We start from the raw sequence: 14,202 nt of genomic DNA, 5'->3' as shown, positions 1-14,202 counted from the left end.
TGTCCATGTGCCTAGGACGTAGCCTCCTCGCCGTGCCTCGCAGGCGCCTGGGCGTCTTCCTCGACCAGCGCCACCAGGCTCCAGCCGGCCTCCGGTTTCAGGGGCGCCTCCGTGCTGGCCAGGTGCACCCAGCCGCGCGGGTCACGGGCCAACAGCAGCACCGCCTGGTCACCGTTCAGGGCCCGGTAGGCGTCCCAGTCGAAGTTCGTGGTCAGGGTGGTCGTGCGGATCTCCGCGCCCCGGCTGAGCTTGCTGGCGAACTGCGGGTAGCTCAGGGCCGGCGAGCCCAGCGCCCGCCCGCGCACCTGTTTGCTGGCCCGGTGCTTGTCGGTGCGTCGGCTCTCCGCGCCGCTGGGCAAGGTGAAGCGGCGCAGGGCGGGGAAGTCGTGACGGAAGTGCATGCAGGCCAGGGCGTTCATCTCGCTGGAAGGGGAGAGCGCCAGCAGGTGGCCAAGCCCGACCAGGTCGAGGTGTGCCTCGGCGTGCTGCGAGGTGGGGTTGCCGAAATAGGTGGGCAGGTTGTCCATGCGCGCGGCGCGGATGTTTTCCCAGCTGGAATCGGTGAGCAGCACGCGGCTGCCCAGTTGCTGCAGCGCCTTGCCGATCGCCCGCGCCACCGGGTTGGCACCGATGATGAGGAAGCCCGCCGGGGCCGGGTCCGCGACCTTCAGCAAGCGCGCCAGCGGGCGGGCCGTGGCGCTCTGCAGCACCACGGTGCCGATGATCACCAGGAAGGTCAGCGGCACCAGCAGGTGGGCCTGGTCATTGCCGTGCTGCTGCAGGCGCAGGGCGAAGATCGCCGACACCGCTGCGGCGACGATGCCCCGTGGTGCGATCCAGGCCAGCAACGCACGCTCGCGCCAGCCCAGGGGCGAGCCGAGGGTGCAGAGCGCCACGTTCAGTGGCCGCGCGATGAACTGGATCACCGCCAGCAGCACCAGCGTCGCCGGCCCCAGGGCGATCAGCGCCGCCAGGTCGAGGCGCGCGGCGAGGAGGATGAACAGCCCGGAGATCAGCAGCACGCTGAGGTTCTCCTTGAAGTGCAGGATCGGCTTGATATCCACCCTGCGCATGTTGGCCAGGCCCATGCCCATCACCGTCACCGCCAGCAGGCCGGATTCGTGCACCAGCAGGTTGGCGCCGATGAACACGCCCAGCACCGCGGCCAGGGCCGCCAGGTTCTGCAGGTACTCGGGCAGCCAGTGGCGCCGCAGCACCGTACCGAAGGCCCAGCCACCGAATGCACCGAGCAGGCTGCCGCAGGCGATCACGCTGGCGAAGGTCGCCAGGCTCTGGCTCCAGCCGCCCTGGTCGCGGCTGACGATGAAGCTGAACACCACCACCGCCAGCAGTGCACCGATGGGGTCGATGACGATGCCTTCCCAGCGCAGGATGTTGGCGATGGAGCTGCGCGGGCGCACCACGCGGAGCATCGGCACGATCACCGTCGGCCCGGTGACCAGCGTCAGCGAGCCGAACAGCAGCGCCAGGTCCCAGGCGAAGCCCAGCAGCAGGTGCGTTGCCAGCGCGATCACCGCCCAGGTCACCAGCGCACCCAGGGTGACCATGCGGCGTACCACGGTGCCGATTTCCTTCCACTCGGAGTGGTGCAGCGTCAGGCTGCCCTCGAAGAGGATCAGCGCCACCGCCAGGGAGGTGAGGGGGAACAGCAGCGGGCCGAACAGTGCCTGCGGGTCCAGCACCCCCAGCACCGGCCCGGCGAGAATGCCCGAGAGCAGCAGGAAGAGGATGGCCGGCAGGCGCAGGCGCCACGCCAGCCACTGGCTGCCGAGGGCGGCCAGGCCCATGCCGCCGAGGGCGAGGAGAATCGCGGTTTCGTCCATCAGGACTCCTTGTCGCTGGTGAAGGGCGGGACGCTTGTGGAAGACTAGACGCCGTTCATCCCGTCAGCGTTCCGCCATGCCTGCCCTCGACCACCCCCTGATCGACCGTTTTCTCGATGCCCTGTGGCTGGAAAAAGGCCTCTCGCCCCACACCCGTTCCGCCTACCGAAGCGACCTGGCGCACTTCAACGCCTGGGCGGTGGAGCGCGGAGCGAGCCTGCAGCACGCCGGTCGCGACCTGATCCTCGACCACCTGGCCTGGCGCCTCGAACAGGGCTACAAGGCGCGCTCCACTGCGCGCTTCCTCTCCGGTGCGCGTGGCTTCTACCGTTTTCTCCTGGCCGAGGGCCTGATCGCCGAGGACCCGACCCTGCAGGTGGACCTGCCGCTGCTCGGGCGGCCGCTGCCCAAGTCGCTGTCCGAGGCCGATGTCGAAGCGCTGCTGGAGGCCCCGGAGCTGGACGACCCCATCGGCCTGCGCGACCGCGCCATGCTCGAAGTCCTCTACGCGTGCGGGCTGCGGGTCAGCGAACTGGTGGGGCTGACCCTGGAACAGGTCAACCTGCGCCAGGGCGTGGTCAGGGTCTTCGGCAAGGGCAGCAAGGAACGCCTGGTGCCGCTGGGCGAGGAAGCCATCGCCTGGATCGAGCGCTACGTCCGCGAGTCGCGGCCCTTCCTGCTCGACGGCAAGCCCAGCGACGTGCTCTTTCCCAGCCAGCGCGGCGAGCAGATGACCCGGCAGACCTTCTGGTACCGCATCAAGCACCAGGCCAAGGTCGCCGGCATCGCCAAGTCGCTGTCGCCCCACACCCTGCGCCACGCCTTCGCCACCCACCTGCTCAATCACGGCGCCGACCTGCGCGTGGTGCAGATGCTGCTGGGGCACACCGACCTGTCCACCACGCAGATCTACACCCACATCGCCCAGGCGCGGCTCAAGGACCTGCACGCCCGGCACCATCCTCGAGGCTGAGCCGCGCATGCCGCTCGATTGGCCCCTGCGCGCACCGGATATCCCCGCCGTACCTCCGTTCGGCTCTCTGGCGCGGTGGCGCGGGGCTTGTGTGATAATCTTCGGCATCCGCCCGAATGTCGCCGCTCCACAGGAGTAACCATGCGCGTGACCCGACTTTTCGCAGCCATGGCCCTTGGCCTGGTCAGCACCTTCAGCCTTGCCGACGATCCGGACCAGGCCATCCGCAAGACCCTCGACGGCCTCGAACTGGGCCTGCCCATCGAATCCATCGGTGAAAGCCCCATGAGCGGCATCTACCAGGTGCAACTCAAGGGCGGTCGCATGCTCTACACCAGCGCCGACGGCCAGTACCTGATGCAGGGCTACCTCTACCACGTGAAGGACGGCAAGCCGGTGAACCTCACCGAGCAGTCCGAAAGCCGCTCCATCGCCAAGGAGATCAACGCCATCCCCGAGAGCGAGATGGTGGTCTTCGCGCCCAAGGAGCCGGCCAAGGCGCACATCACCGTGTTCACCGACACCGATTGCGGCTACTGCCAGAAACTGCACAGCGAAGTGCCCGAGCTCAACCGCCGCGGCATCGAGGTGCGCTATGTCGCCTTCCCGCGCCAGGGCATCGGCAGCCACGGCTACAACAGCCTGGTCAGCGTCTGGTGCAGCAAGGACCGCCAGGCCGCGATGAACAAGGCCAAGTCCCGCGAGGAACTCCCTGCCGCCACCTGCAACAACCCGGTGGCCAAGCAGTTCGAGCTGGGCCAGATGATCGGCGTCAACGGCACGCCGGCCATCGTCCTCGGCAACGGCCAGATGATCCCGGGCTACCAACCGGCTCCGCAGCTGGCCAAGATCGCCCTGGAAGCCAAGTAACACGGGCTCCCGGCGCGCATCACATCGATTGACCAAAAATCAGCCGCTTCGTAAAGTGCGGCTCTTTTCCACGGCCGGGACCATGCCCGGCCGTTTTTCGCAGTGAAGATGGGGAGTTCAGCGTGAAGCCGGTAAAAGTAGGCATCTGTGGCCTGGGGACCGTCGGTGGCGGCACCTTCAACGTACTCAAACGCAACGCCGAGGAGATCGCCCGCCGTGCCGGGCGTGGAATCGAGGTTGCCCAGATTGCCGCCCGTCGCCCCAATCCGAAGTGTGAAACCGGTACCACCCCCATCACCGCAGACATCTTCGAGCTGGTCGACAACCCGGAAATCGACATCGTCATCGAACTGATCGGTGGCTACACCCTGGCCCGCGACCTCGTGCTCAAGGCCATCGAGAATGGCAAGCACGTGGTCACCGCCAACAAGGCGCTGATCGCCGTGCATGGCAACGAGATCTTCGCCAAGGCGCGCGAGAAGGGCGTCATCGTCGCCTTCGAGGCCGCCGTCGCCGGTGGCATCCCGGTGATCAAGGCGATCCGCGAAGGGCTCTCGGCCAACCGCATCAACTGGCTGGCCGGCATCATCAACGGCACCGGCAACTTCATCCTCACCGAGATGCGCGAGAAAGGCCGCGCCTTCGACGACGTGCTCAAGGAAGCGCAAGCGCTGGGCTACGCCGAAGCCGACCCGACCTTCGACGTCGAAGGCATCGATGCCGCCCACAAGCTGACCATCCTCGCCTCCATCGCCTTCGGCATCCCGCTGCAGTTCGACAAGGCCTACACCGAAGGCATCTCCAAACTCACCAGCGCCGACGTCAACTACGCCGAGGCCCTGGGCTACCGCATCAAGCACCTGGGCGTGGCCCGCCGTACCGACAAGGGCATCGAGCTGCGCGTGCACCCGACCCTGATCCCGGCCGACCGCCTGATCGCCAACGTCAACGGCGTGATGAACGCCGTGATGGTCAACGGCGATGCCGCCGGCAGCACCCTCTACTACGGCCCCGGCGCCGGCATGGAGCCCACCGCCTCCGCCGTGGTCGCCGACGTGGTGGACGTGGTCCGCGCGCTGACCGCCGACCCGGAGAACCACGTACCGCACCTGGCCTTCCAGCCGGATTCGCTGTCCGACCACCCGATCCTCCCGATCGACGCCTGCGAGAGCGCCTACTACCTGCGCATCCAGGCCAAGGACCACCCGGGCGTACTGGCCCAGGTGGCCACCATCCTGTCCGAGCGCGGCATCAACATCGAATCCATCATGCAGAAGGAAGTCGAAGAGCAGGACGGACTGGTGCCGATGATCCTGGTTACCCACCGGGTCGTCGAAGCGCGCGTTAACGACGCCATCGCCGCACTGGAAGCCCTCGACGACGTGGCCGGCAGCGTGGTCCGCATCCGCGTCGAACAGCTCAATTAATCAGGAGCCGGAAGCTGGAAGCCGAAAGCCGGAAGCCGCACTGCTTCAAGCTTCAAGCTTCAAGCTTCAAGCTCGAACCGAAGGTTTGAAGAAATGCGCTATATCAGTACCCGCGGCCAGGCCCCGGCCCTGAACTTCGAAGACGTGCTGCTGGCTGGCCTCGCCACCGACGGCGGCCTCTACGTACCGGAAAACCTGCCGCGCTTCACCGTCGAGGAGATCGCCTCCTGGGCCGGCCTGCCGTACCACGAGCTGGCCTTCCGCGTGATGCGCCCGTTCGTTGCCGGCAGCATCAATGACGCCGACTTCAAGAAGATCCTCGAGGAGACCTACGGCGTCTTCGCCCACAATGCCGTCGCGCCGCTGCGCCAGTTGAATGGCAACGAGTGGGTGCTGGAGCTGTTCCACGGCCCGACCCTGGCCTTCAAGGACTTCGCCCTGCAGCTGCTCGGCCGCCTGCTCGACCACGTGCTGTCCAAGCGCGGCGAGCGCGTGGTGATCATGGGCGCCACCTCCGGTGACACCGGTTCGGCCGCCATCGAAGGCTGCAAGGCCTGCGAGCACGTCGACATCTTCATCATGCACCCGCACAACCGTGTGTCCGAGGTGCAGCGCCGGCAGATGACCACCATCCTCGGCGAGAACATCCACAACATCGCCGTGGAAGGCAACTTCGACGACTGCCAGGAGATGGTCAAGGCGAGCTTCGCCGACCAGGGCTTCCTCAAGGGCACCCGCCTGGTCGCGGTCAACTCGATCAACTGGGCGCGGATCATGGCCCAGATCGTCTACTACTTCCACGCCGCCCTGCAGCTCGGTGGCCCGGCCCGTTCCGTGGCCTTCTCCGTGCCCACCGGCAACTTCGGCGACATCTTCGCCGGCTACCTGGCGCGCAACATGGGCCTGCCGATCAGCCAGCTGATCGTCGCCACCAACCGCAACGACATCCTGCACCGCTTCATGAGCGGCAACCAGTACGTCAAGGACACCCTGCACCCGACCCTGTCGCCGTCCATGGACATCATGGTCTCGTCCAACTTCGAGCGCCTGCTGTTCGACCTGCACGGCCGCAACGGTGCCGCCATCGCCGGCCTGATGGACACCTTCCGCCAGGGCGGCGGCTTCAGCGTCGAGGACGACCGCTGGACCGAAGCGCGCAAGCTGTTCGACTCCCTCGCCGTCACCGACGAGCAGACCTGCGAAACCATCGCCGAGGTCTACGCGGAATGCGGCGAACTGCTGGACCCGCACACCGCCATCGGCGTACGCGCCGCCCGCGAATGCCGCCGCAGCCTGTCCACCCCCATGGTCACCCTCGGCACCGCGCACCCGGTCAAGTTCCCGGAAGCGGTGGAGAAGGCCGGCATCGACGCGGTCCCGGCGCTGCCGCCGCACCTCGCCGACCTGTTCCAGCGCGAAGAACGCTGCACCGTCCTGGCCAACGACCTGAAGACCATCCAGGCCTTCGTCGCCGCCCACGGCAACCGCGGCAAGCCGCTCTAAGCTGAACGGCAATGAAAAGCCCCTGGTGAGTGATCGCCAGGGGCTTTTTCGTTTCTGCTGCGCGGGTCAGTCCACCTTGTCTTTTCCCAGGCCGTCCTGCTCCGTCAGGGGCAGTGCCTCGTGGGGCGAAGGCCCCAGCTCCGATGTATCTAACTGGACAGGCACGAAGCCCTCACCGGTCTTGTAGCCCTTGTAGAGGTTGTAACCGGCGTCGAAGTCGATCCACGTGTGCGGCGCCGGGGGTGTCAGTACGCACCAGGCCGGGTTGTGGGTACTGCCCGGTTTCTGGAATGTGACGATTTTGTATTCCTGCTTTTCAAGGAGCTGGAGCTCGCTGGCATCGATGCCGAAATTGATTTTGTATTCCATGTCCCTTCTCCATCGGGTCCGCGAACGGGGCGGGCACTGATCATGGGCCAGTTCTCGGCACGTTGCCGATTGATGGCCGTTCACAGATGCAACCGGCAGCCAGGAAGCCCTGCGATCACTCGCCAGGTAGCCTCAGCTGGCGCTGAAGTCGAAGGTCCACAAACCGCCCGGGCGGCTCAGGTTCACGTCCACCTCGGTGGCGGTGATGGGCGCCACGTACTGGGTCATGTCCGAGAAGTTCTGCACGATGTAGGTCTGCCCCGCCAGCGGTGGGGAGGCCACCATGAAGTAGAAGTGGCCCGGCATCATCTCGAAGCTCACCGTCATGTTCAGGTCCACCTTGGGCATGCTCACCACCGGGTGGCCGCCGACATACCAGTTGCACGTGAACTGGATGAAGGGGTTGGTCTGGTTGATCACGCCGCACTGCTGCGGGGTGAGCTTTTCCTGCGCCAGCGATGTGGGGGCCGGTTGCAGGCGCGGAGACAGCCCTGCCGGGCTGACCGCCTGCAGCAGTTGGCCGGGCTGGACGGCCACGCGTGCGGAGATGATCTGTTCATCCGGGGCATTGCCCGTGCTGGAGAGATCGGTCTCGATCCGGTCCTCGTAGCTGAACCGCTCCGTAGCCCCCGCCGAACCAGTCAGTACCCGCCAGGCATGGATGTCGTAGTCGCGCTGCGGATTCTGCGGCTTGAGGAAGACCAGAACGGTTTTCCCCTCCATGTCCTCCACATCGAAATGCACGTTGAAAACCATCATGGGTCCCTGTCTCCTTGGTTCCGTCATAGCCCCGGCACCTGCCTGGGCAGGCGTTGATGATGGATCAGGAGTGGTCACTTTGCCGATTAATTGTGAGCGTCGTAGCCCGGGCTTCAGCCCGGGAGCCCGTTCAACGAAAAGCCCCGTCGATCACTCGCCGGGGCTCTTGCATACGGGAGGCAAGCTTCAGCTTGCGTTGAAGTCGAAATTCCATAGGCCGTTCGGGTGGCTCAGGGTCACGTTCACTTCGGTGGCGGTGATGGGCGCCACGTACTGGGTCATGTCCGAGAAGTTCTGCACGATATAGGTCTGCCCCACCAAGGGCGGATTGGCCACCATGAAATAAAAGTTGGGCAGGTACTCGAAGCTCACGGTCATGTTCGTGTCCACATTGGGCATGGTCACCACCGGGCGGTCGTTGACGTACCAGTTGCTGTCGAACTGGATGTAGGGATTGGTCTGGTTGATCACGCCGCACTGCTGCGGGGTGAGCTTTGCTTCGGCCAACGAGCGGGATGCTGGTTCCAGATACGGCAACATGCTGCTCGAGCACACGGCCTTCAGCAGGTTACCGGGCTCGATGGCCTTGCGCTCGGAAACGATCAGGCTGCCTGCCTTCCCACCATGGCTGGAAACATCGGTCGCGATCACCGCCTCGTATTGGAACGTCTCAGTCGACCCGGCCGAGCCGGTGAGTACCTGCCAGGCGTGGATGCGGTAGTCGCGCTGCGGGTTCTGTGGCTTGAGGAAGACCAGCACGGTCTTGCCCTCCATATCCGCTACATCGAAATGCACGTTGAAAATGGTCATGGTCCCTGTCTCCTTGGTTCCTTCGTAGCCCCGGCACCTGCCTGGGCAGGCGTTGATAATGGAGCAGGAACGGCCACTTTGCCGAGTAATTGTGAGCGTCGTAGCCCGGGCTTCAGCCCGGGAGCCCGCTCAACGAAAAAAGCCCCCAGCGATCACTCGCCGGGGGCTTTTTCATGCAGGGTCGAGCGGGCTTCAGCTTGCGTTGAAGTCGAAACGCCACGGGCCGTTCGGGTGGCTCAGGGTCACATCCACTTCGGTGGCGGTGATGGGCGCCACGTACTGGGTCATGTCCGAGAAGTTCTGCACGATGTAGGTCTGCCCGATCATGGGCGGTGTGGCCACCATGAAGTAGAAATTGGGCTGGTACTCGAAGCCCACGGTCATGTTCGGGTCCACATAGGGCATGGCGACCACTGGGCGGTCGTTGACGTACCAGTTGTTGTCGAACGGGATGTAGGGAGTGCTCTGGTTGATCACGCCGGATTGCTGCGGAGTGAGCGTTTGCGATCCCGGCAGCCGCGACATTTCCTTGGGGCTGACCACCTGCAGCCCATCGCTGGGAAGGGGAGTCATGCCAAGGGGCAAGGGGTTGACGACCTTCTCGGCGATGCTGGAAATGTCGGTCTCGATCACCGCCTCGTAGACAAACGGCTCGGTTGCCCCGGCTGCCCCGCTGGGCACCTGCCAGGCGCTGGGGTGGTAATCGGCTTGCGGGTTCGGTTTGAGGAAGACCCGCATGGTCTTGCCCTCGATGTCGTCTTCGGCGTTCACGTTGAACGTGGTCATGGTCCCTGTCTCCTGGGTTCCCTGAACGCCCCAGCGGATGCCGTGGCAGGCGTTGATGATGGATCAGGAACGGCCACTTTGCCGATTAATTGTGAGCGTCGTAGCCCGGGCTTCAGCCCGGTAGCCCGCTGAAGGAAAAGCCCCCGGCGATCACTCGCCGGGGGCTTTTCATGCAGGGTCGAGCGGGCTTCAGCGCGACAGGAAGTCGAAGGTCCACAGGCCATTCGGGCGGCTCAGGGTCACGTCCACTTCGGTGGCGGTGATGGGCGCCACGTACTGGGTCATGTCCGAGAAGTTCTGCACGATGTAGGTCTGCCCGATCATGGGCGGCGTGGCCACCATGAAGTAGAAATTGGGCTCGTACTCGAAGCTCACGGTCATGCGCGAGTCCACCTTGGGCATGGTCACCACCGGGCGGCCGTTGACGTACCAGTTGCTGTCGAACTGGATGTAGGGGTTGGTCTTGTTGATCACGCCGCACTGCTGCGGGGTGAGTTTTTCCTGGGCCAGCGAGGTGGCCGCCTGTTCCAGCTGCGGCGACAGGCCGCCGGGGCTGACGGCCTGCAACAGGCCGCCGGGCAGGGTGGCCTTGCGCCCGGAGACGATCAGGTTGCCGGCCTTCTCGCCATTGCTGGAGACGTCGGTCTCGATCACCGCCTCGTAGTCGAACGACTCGGTCGCCCCGGCCGAGCCGGTGAGCACTTGCCAGGCGTGGATGCGGTAGTCGCGCTGCGGGTTCTGCGGCTTGAGGAAGACCAGCACGGTCTTGCCCTCCATGTCGTCGACAGCGAAGTTCACGTTGAAAGTAGTCATGGTTCCCTTCTCCTTGGTTCCGTTACGGCCCCGACACCTGTCCGGGCCTGCTTCCATGACGGCCGACCCGTCGACCTGTGAAGTCCTTTCACGGCGCGCCGGGGCGGCGTCACGGATGCGGCGGCCTCCCGTCATTGCTGCTGGGCACCTTCCGCCCAGCCAAGTAAAGGAGATTCGCCATGGAATGCTTCAAGAGAACCCTGCCCCTGGGGCTGCTGGCTGCCTGCTGCAGCCTGCCGGCCCTCGCCCAGATCAACTGCACAGCCGGTGCGCCCGGGGTCAACCCGCTGCCTGTGCAGATAGGCGGTGGACTGCCCAATAGCCGGATAAACCCGCAGATCAACCAGCGCCACATCTTCTGCGGTGAGATCAACGGGGCGGGCGCAGCGGTGGGCTTCCACTCCCGCCCCGGCAACCATGATCCGGTCCTGGGAGGTCCCGCAGCGCCTTTCGCTGCACGCATTACTGCGGGGCGAGATTTCTTCGTGCAGCCAGGCATCAACCACCCCGCGCCATATCGTTATCTCGGCCGTGGCATCCAGGTCGCCAATGCTGGAGTCTGGGTGCCCAAGGCGGGGGCTGGAGTCTCGACCTTCTACCCCGACAGTTGCACCCAGGTGCAGGTCGTCGAATCGATCCGCTACGCCTACACCCACCCCATCCAGGGCGTGGGCCCTGTTGGCGGACCCAACTTCTTCACCGGGCCTTCAGCACCTTCGGTGGGGGCTGTGAACTACTGCGTTGGCGAAAACGGCAACCCCTTCACCATCGGCGGCTTTCTCAACAACATCGGGGGGCTCTGGACCATCAACAGCGCCTACCCCATCGGCAACTTCTGATCGGTCGGCCCGCCCCCTATGGGGCGGGCTTTCCGCTTCACCTCTCAGCCCTCGTTACCTGCCTCGCACAGGGTGCCCAGCCAGTCCCGCAACTGCCGGCGCGCCAGCTGCACGCGCTTGCGCAGGTTGGGCTCGCTGACGTGCAGCAGGCCGGCCAGGTCCACGTACTCCACACCGCAGATGCAGTGCTGCTCCAGGGCTTGGCCGAGCTTGGGCGGCAGCCGGTGCAGCGCCTTGTCCAGCACCTCCACCGCCTCCTGCAGGCAGGCCTGGCGCTCGGGGCCGAGCTGCTGCGGCTGCCAGGCGGCGTTGTCGTGCAACTGCTGGTCGAGCCAGTCGAGGTTGCAGGTCGAGGGTGTGCTGCGCAGCCGGTCGATGCAGTGGTTGCTGGCCACCCGACGCAACCAGGCCGGCACGTTATCCACAGCCTCCAGCCGCCCGGGTTCGCGCAGCAGCAGGGTGAACAGGCGCAGGCGCAGCTCGCTGAGGGCGTCCTCCGCATCGTGGGGATTGCGCGTCAGCTGCTGGCAGCGCTTGCGCATCAGGGGTTCGTGGTCGATGAGAAATTTCCATAGCAGTCTCCGCTGCGTGCCCTGCTCCAGGCTCGCGTCCAGGTTGCTCGCCATAACCATTCCTTGATCCTTCTAAATGCCGGTGGCGACGGTGCTGCACTGGCAGTCCTTGCCAGACCGGCCGGAGCAAGCAGGACGAAGGCGTGCCCGGGTTTGTGAAGGGGTTTCTAACAGGCGGGGCGAGCGCTGCGGGGATGGCGTGAGGTGATTTCAGGCGCAGGGGCCGGGGCAGGGCGGTCAGGGCGGCCAGGGCGTTTGCCGGCCAGGTGCACGCGGCACAGCCCAGGGCGTGACGGCTTTCGTAGGATGGCGTAGAGCGAAGCGAAACCCATGGGGCGGGGAGCGGCAGGCGGAACTCCAGCAATGCCCGGGGTGATGCTATCGAACGATGAGGACGGGAGAAGGCGAGGGTGGCCATGGTGGGCGAGCAGCGCCCACCACTGAACCAGGAGGCTCAGCCGGCCATTGAGGGGAAGCGGCCGACGGCGGATGCGTCGACCGCATGCAACGGGGTTACTGGAGGGTGACGATCCACTCGGCGAGGACCTTGGCTTCTGCCTCGCTGACGGCGTTGGCCGGCATCGGGATGGGGCCCCACACGCCCTTGCTGCCGGTGAGGATGCTGTGGCTGATGTGCGCTGCGCCGTCGGCGCCGTACTTGGCCGCCACCTTCTGGAAGGGTGGGCCCAGCACCTGCTTGTCGATGGCATGGCAGGCCACGCACGACTTGGCCTTGAACAGCTCTTCACCGGGGCTGGCCATGGCGTTGGCCTGGGCCAGCAGCCCGCCGAGCAGCAGGGCAACCAGTGCTTTGTTCATGAACGTCTCCTCAGGGCTGGGCGCCTGTGCGCCGGTCGGTTGCGCCGGTTTTTCCCGGCGTCTGCGGCGATTCTAGAAGCGCTCCGCTGGGGCACCGCTTGATGGCGATCAAGAACTTCGCGCATCGCGCTTGAGCCCCTCGGCCGGGCTGGCTAGCGTGCCCAGCCGTAACCCGAACGGAGAATCGCCCCGCCATGAACGCCCCTGTCCAGAACACCCCGCCGCTCTTCTACCAGCCGACCGGCAACGAGGTGGCGCTCTTCACCGAGGCCGCCGCCCAGGGCATGCCGGTGCTGATCAAGGGCCCCACCGGTTGCGGCAAGACCCGCTTCGTCCAGCACATGGCCCAGCGCCTGAACCGACCGCTGTACACCGTGGCCTGCCACGACGACCTGTCGGCGGCGGACCTGGTCGGTCGCCACCTGATCGGCAGCGACGGCACCTGGTGGCAGGACGGCCCGCTGACCCGCGCGGTGCGCGAGGGCGGCATCTGCTACCTCGACGAAGTGGTGGAAGCGCGCCAGGACACCGTGGTGGTGCTGCACCCCCTGGCGGACGATCGCCGCGAACTGTTCATCGAGCGCACCGGCGAATCCCTGGTGGCACCGCCCGGCTTCATGCTGGTGGTGTCGTACAACCCCGGCTACCAGAACCTGCTCAAGGGCATGAAGCCCAGCACCCGCCAGCGCTTCGTCGCCCTGCGCTTCGACTACCCGACGCCCGACGCGGAAGCCGGCATCATCGTCCGCGAAGCCGGTGTCGCGCCGGAGCTGGCGCAGCGCCTGGTGCAACTGGGTACCGCCCTGCGCCGGCTCGGCCGCCAGGAACTGGAAGAGGTCTGCTCCACGCGCCTGCTGGTGCTCGCCGCACGCCTGCTCAACGCTGGCGTGGCCCCCCGTGACGCCTGTCGGGCCGCTCTGGCCGAACCGCTGTCGGATGACGAAGCCACGGTGGCAGCGTTGATGGACCTGGTCGATGTCCACTTCGCCTGAGGCCGCTGCCAGCGCCCGGCACCTGCCGGGCGACCTGGCGATGTGGTTCTTCATCCTCGCCGAGCTGACCGTCTTCGCCATCCTCATCATCGCCTTCGCCGTGGCCCAGCGCCTGGACGTGGAAAGCTTCCGCGCCGGCCGTGCGCAGCTGGACCTGTCCACCGCCCTGGCGCTGACCCTGACGCTGCTCAGCGCCGGTTTCTGCGCGGCCCTGGCGGTGCTGCGGGTGCGTCGCCAGCGGCAGTGCCAGGCGGCCATCCTGCTGGGTGTCGCGGTGCTGCTGGGGCTGGTCCATGTGGTATTGAAGTCGGCCGAGTACCACCACCTCGCCGCGCTCGGGCTGGGCCTGGAATACAGCACCTTCTTCACCCTGTTCTGGCTGATCACCGGCTTCCACTTCCTGCATGTGTGGCTGGGGCTGGTGATCCTCGGCTGGATGCTCCTGCGCTGCCTGCGCGGCGCGTACCGCGACGGCGAACTCGGCGGGCTGGAGTCCGGCGCGCTGTATTGGCACATGGTCGACCTGGTCTGGGTGGTGCTGTTCCCGCTGGTCTACGTACTGGCGCCCGGGCCATGAAGGCGCTGCTGCTGGCCTGGCTGGCGATGTTGCCCATGTCCGTCGCCGGGGTCTGGCTGGGGCACCGCGAGCCGGCCGCGCTGCTGCCGGTGGCGGCGATCCTCCTGCTCGGCCTGGGCAAGGCCTGGCTCATCGCCCTGCGCTTCATGGAGCTGGGGCACGGCCCTCGGCTGTGGCGTTCGCTGCTGCTCGGCTGGCCGCTGCTGCTCACCGGGGTGATCTTCGCTCTGCACGCAATACCCTGATTTT

16 protein-coding genes are annotated in these 14,202 nt (G+C 66.1%); 8 read left to right on the top strand and 8 right to left on the bottom strand.

Translation table 11 applies throughout. The features are described 5' to 3' along the window. Nucleotides 1-11 precede the first annotated feature (11 nt). Complete coding sequence (locus ACXI0U_RS18025) at nt 12-1,844, bottom strand: cation:proton antiporter (protein ID WP_479550632.1); 1,833 nt, start codon at nt 1,842-1,844, stop codon at nt 12-14. A 76-nt stretch (nt 1,845-1,920) separates the two neighbouring features. Here ACXI0U_RS18025 and xerD point away from each other — a divergent pair, with 76 nt between their 5' ends. From xerD to thrC, 4 genes are all read left to right on the top strand, one after another. Continuing rightward, the gene (gene xerD, locus ACXI0U_RS18020; protein WP_111263576.1) at nt 1,921-2,817 is read left to right on the top strand and encodes a site-specific tyrosine recombinase XerD; all 897 of its coding nucleotides are present in this window, start codon (nt 1,921-1,923) and stop codon (nt 2,815-2,817) included. A gap of 141 nt (nt 2,818-2,958) precedes the next feature. Next, nucleotides 2,959-3,687, top strand: a complete 729-nt coding sequence (locus tag ACXI0U_RS18015) for a thioredoxin fold domain-containing protein (protein WP_111263577.1) — start codon at nt 2,959-2,961, stop codon at nt 3,685-3,687. A gap of 122 nt (nt 3,688-3,809) precedes the next feature. Further along, nucleotides 3,810-5,114, top strand: coding sequence for a homoserine dehydrogenase (locus tag ACXI0U_RS18010; protein ID WP_111263578.1), 1,305 nt, complete (start codon nt 3,810-3,812; stop codon nt 5,112-5,114). Between the two features lie 93 nt (nt 5,115-5,207). Beyond that, nucleotides 5,208-6,617 carry a threonine synthase gene (gene thrC / locus ACXI0U_RS18005; protein WP_479550631.1) on the top strand — a complete coding sequence of 470 codons (1,410 nt, stop codon included), beginning with the start codon at nt 5,208-5,210 and terminating at the stop codon, nt 6,615-6,617. Nucleotides 6,618-6,683: 66 nt separating this feature from the next. On the opposite strand, the gene ACXI0U_RS18000 is transcribed toward thrC, so the two are convergent. The 5 genes from ACXI0U_RS18000 to ACXI0U_RS17980 all read right to left on the bottom strand — a co-directional run bounded on the left by ACXI0U_RS18000 (nt 6,684) and on the right by ACXI0U_RS17980 (nt 10,154). Beyond that, nucleotides 6,684-6,986 carry a hypothetical protein gene (locus tag ACXI0U_RS18000; protein ID WP_479550630.1) on the bottom strand — a complete coding sequence of 101 codons (303 nt, stop codon included), beginning with the start codon at nt 6,984-6,986 and terminating at the stop codon, nt 6,684-6,686. 132 nt (nt 6,987-7,118) lie between these two features. After that, nucleotides 7,119-7,745, bottom strand: coding sequence for a hypothetical protein (locus tag ACXI0U_RS17995; RefSeq protein ID WP_021217086.1), 627 nt, complete (start codon nt 7,743-7,745; stop codon nt 7,119-7,121). A 186-nt stretch (nt 7,746-7,931) separates the two neighbouring features. Further along, nucleotides 7,932-8,555, bottom strand: a complete 624-nt coding sequence (locus ACXI0U_RS17990; protein ID WP_021217085.1) for a hypothetical protein — start codon at nt 8,553-8,555, stop codon at nt 7,932-7,934. Nucleotides 8,556-8,747: 192 nt separating this feature from the next. Then, complete coding sequence (locus ACXI0U_RS17985) at nt 8,748-9,341, bottom strand: hypothetical protein (protein WP_265169646.1); 594 nt, start codon at nt 9,339-9,341, stop codon at nt 8,748-8,750. A gap of 189 nt (nt 9,342-9,530) precedes the next feature. Beyond that, entirely contained in the window at nt 9,531-10,154 is a 624-nt protein-coding gene (locus ACXI0U_RS17980; protein WP_021217084.1) for a hypothetical protein, read from the bottom strand. A 179-nt stretch (nt 10,155-10,333) separates the two neighbouring features. Here ACXI0U_RS17980 and ACXI0U_RS17975 point away from each other — a divergent pair, with 179 nt between their 5' ends. Further along, nucleotides 10,334-10,993, top strand: a complete 660-nt coding sequence (locus tag ACXI0U_RS17975; protein WP_021217083.1) for an EndoU domain-containing protein — start codon at nt 10,334-10,336, stop codon at nt 10,991-10,993. Between the two features lie 44 nt (nt 10,994-11,037). Here the strand turns inward: ACXI0U_RS17975 and ACXI0U_RS17970 are convergent, their stop codons facing one another. Together ACXI0U_RS17970 and ACXI0U_RS17965 are read right to left on the bottom strand one after the other, a co-directional pair. Continuing rightward, nucleotides 11,038-11,619 carry an RNA polymerase sigma factor gene (locus ACXI0U_RS17970; protein WP_021217082.1) on the bottom strand — a complete coding sequence of 194 codons (582 nt, stop codon included), beginning with the start codon at nt 11,617-11,619 and terminating at the stop codon, nt 11,038-11,040. Between the two features lie 459 nt (nt 11,620-12,078). Further along, nucleotides 12,079-12,384 (bottom strand): c-type cytochrome, encoded by a 306-nt coding sequence (locus ACXI0U_RS17965; protein ID WP_021217081.1) that lies wholly within the window; start codon nt 12,382-12,384, stop codon nt 12,079-12,081. Nucleotides 12,385-12,578: 194 nt separating this feature from the next. On the opposite strand from ACXI0U_RS17965, the gene ACXI0U_RS17960 reads away from it, so the two are divergent. The 3 genes from ACXI0U_RS17960 to ACXI0U_RS17950 are packed head-to-tail and all read left to right on the top strand — an operon-like array spanning nt 12,579 to nt 14,198. Next, entirely contained in the window at nt 12,579-13,376 is a 798-nt protein-coding gene (locus tag ACXI0U_RS17960) for a CbbQ/NirQ/NorQ/GpvN family protein (protein WP_431482597.1), read from the top strand. After that, complete coding sequence (locus ACXI0U_RS17955) at nt 13,360-13,953, top strand: cytochrome c oxidase subunit 3 (RefSeq protein WP_479550629.1); 594 nt, start codon at nt 13,360-13,362, stop codon at nt 13,951-13,953. The genes ACXI0U_RS17960 and ACXI0U_RS17955 overlap by 17 nt, the downstream gene beginning before the upstream one ends. Further along, the gene (locus tag ACXI0U_RS17950) at nt 13,950-14,198 is read left to right on the top strand and encodes a cytochrome C oxidase subunit IV family protein (protein ID WP_043240201.1); all 249 of its coding nucleotides are present in this window, start codon (nt 13,950-13,952) and stop codon (nt 14,196-14,198) included. Before ACXI0U_RS17955 ends, ACXI0U_RS17950 begins: the two co-directional genes overlap by 4 nt. Nucleotides 14,199-14,202: the final 4 nt, after the last annotated feature.

It is taken from the genome of Pseudomonas sp. C9D1 (assembly GCF_056491235.1).
Note: the sequence above shows the minus strand (reverse complement) of the source record. Positions and strands in the feature narration are given on the sequence as shown.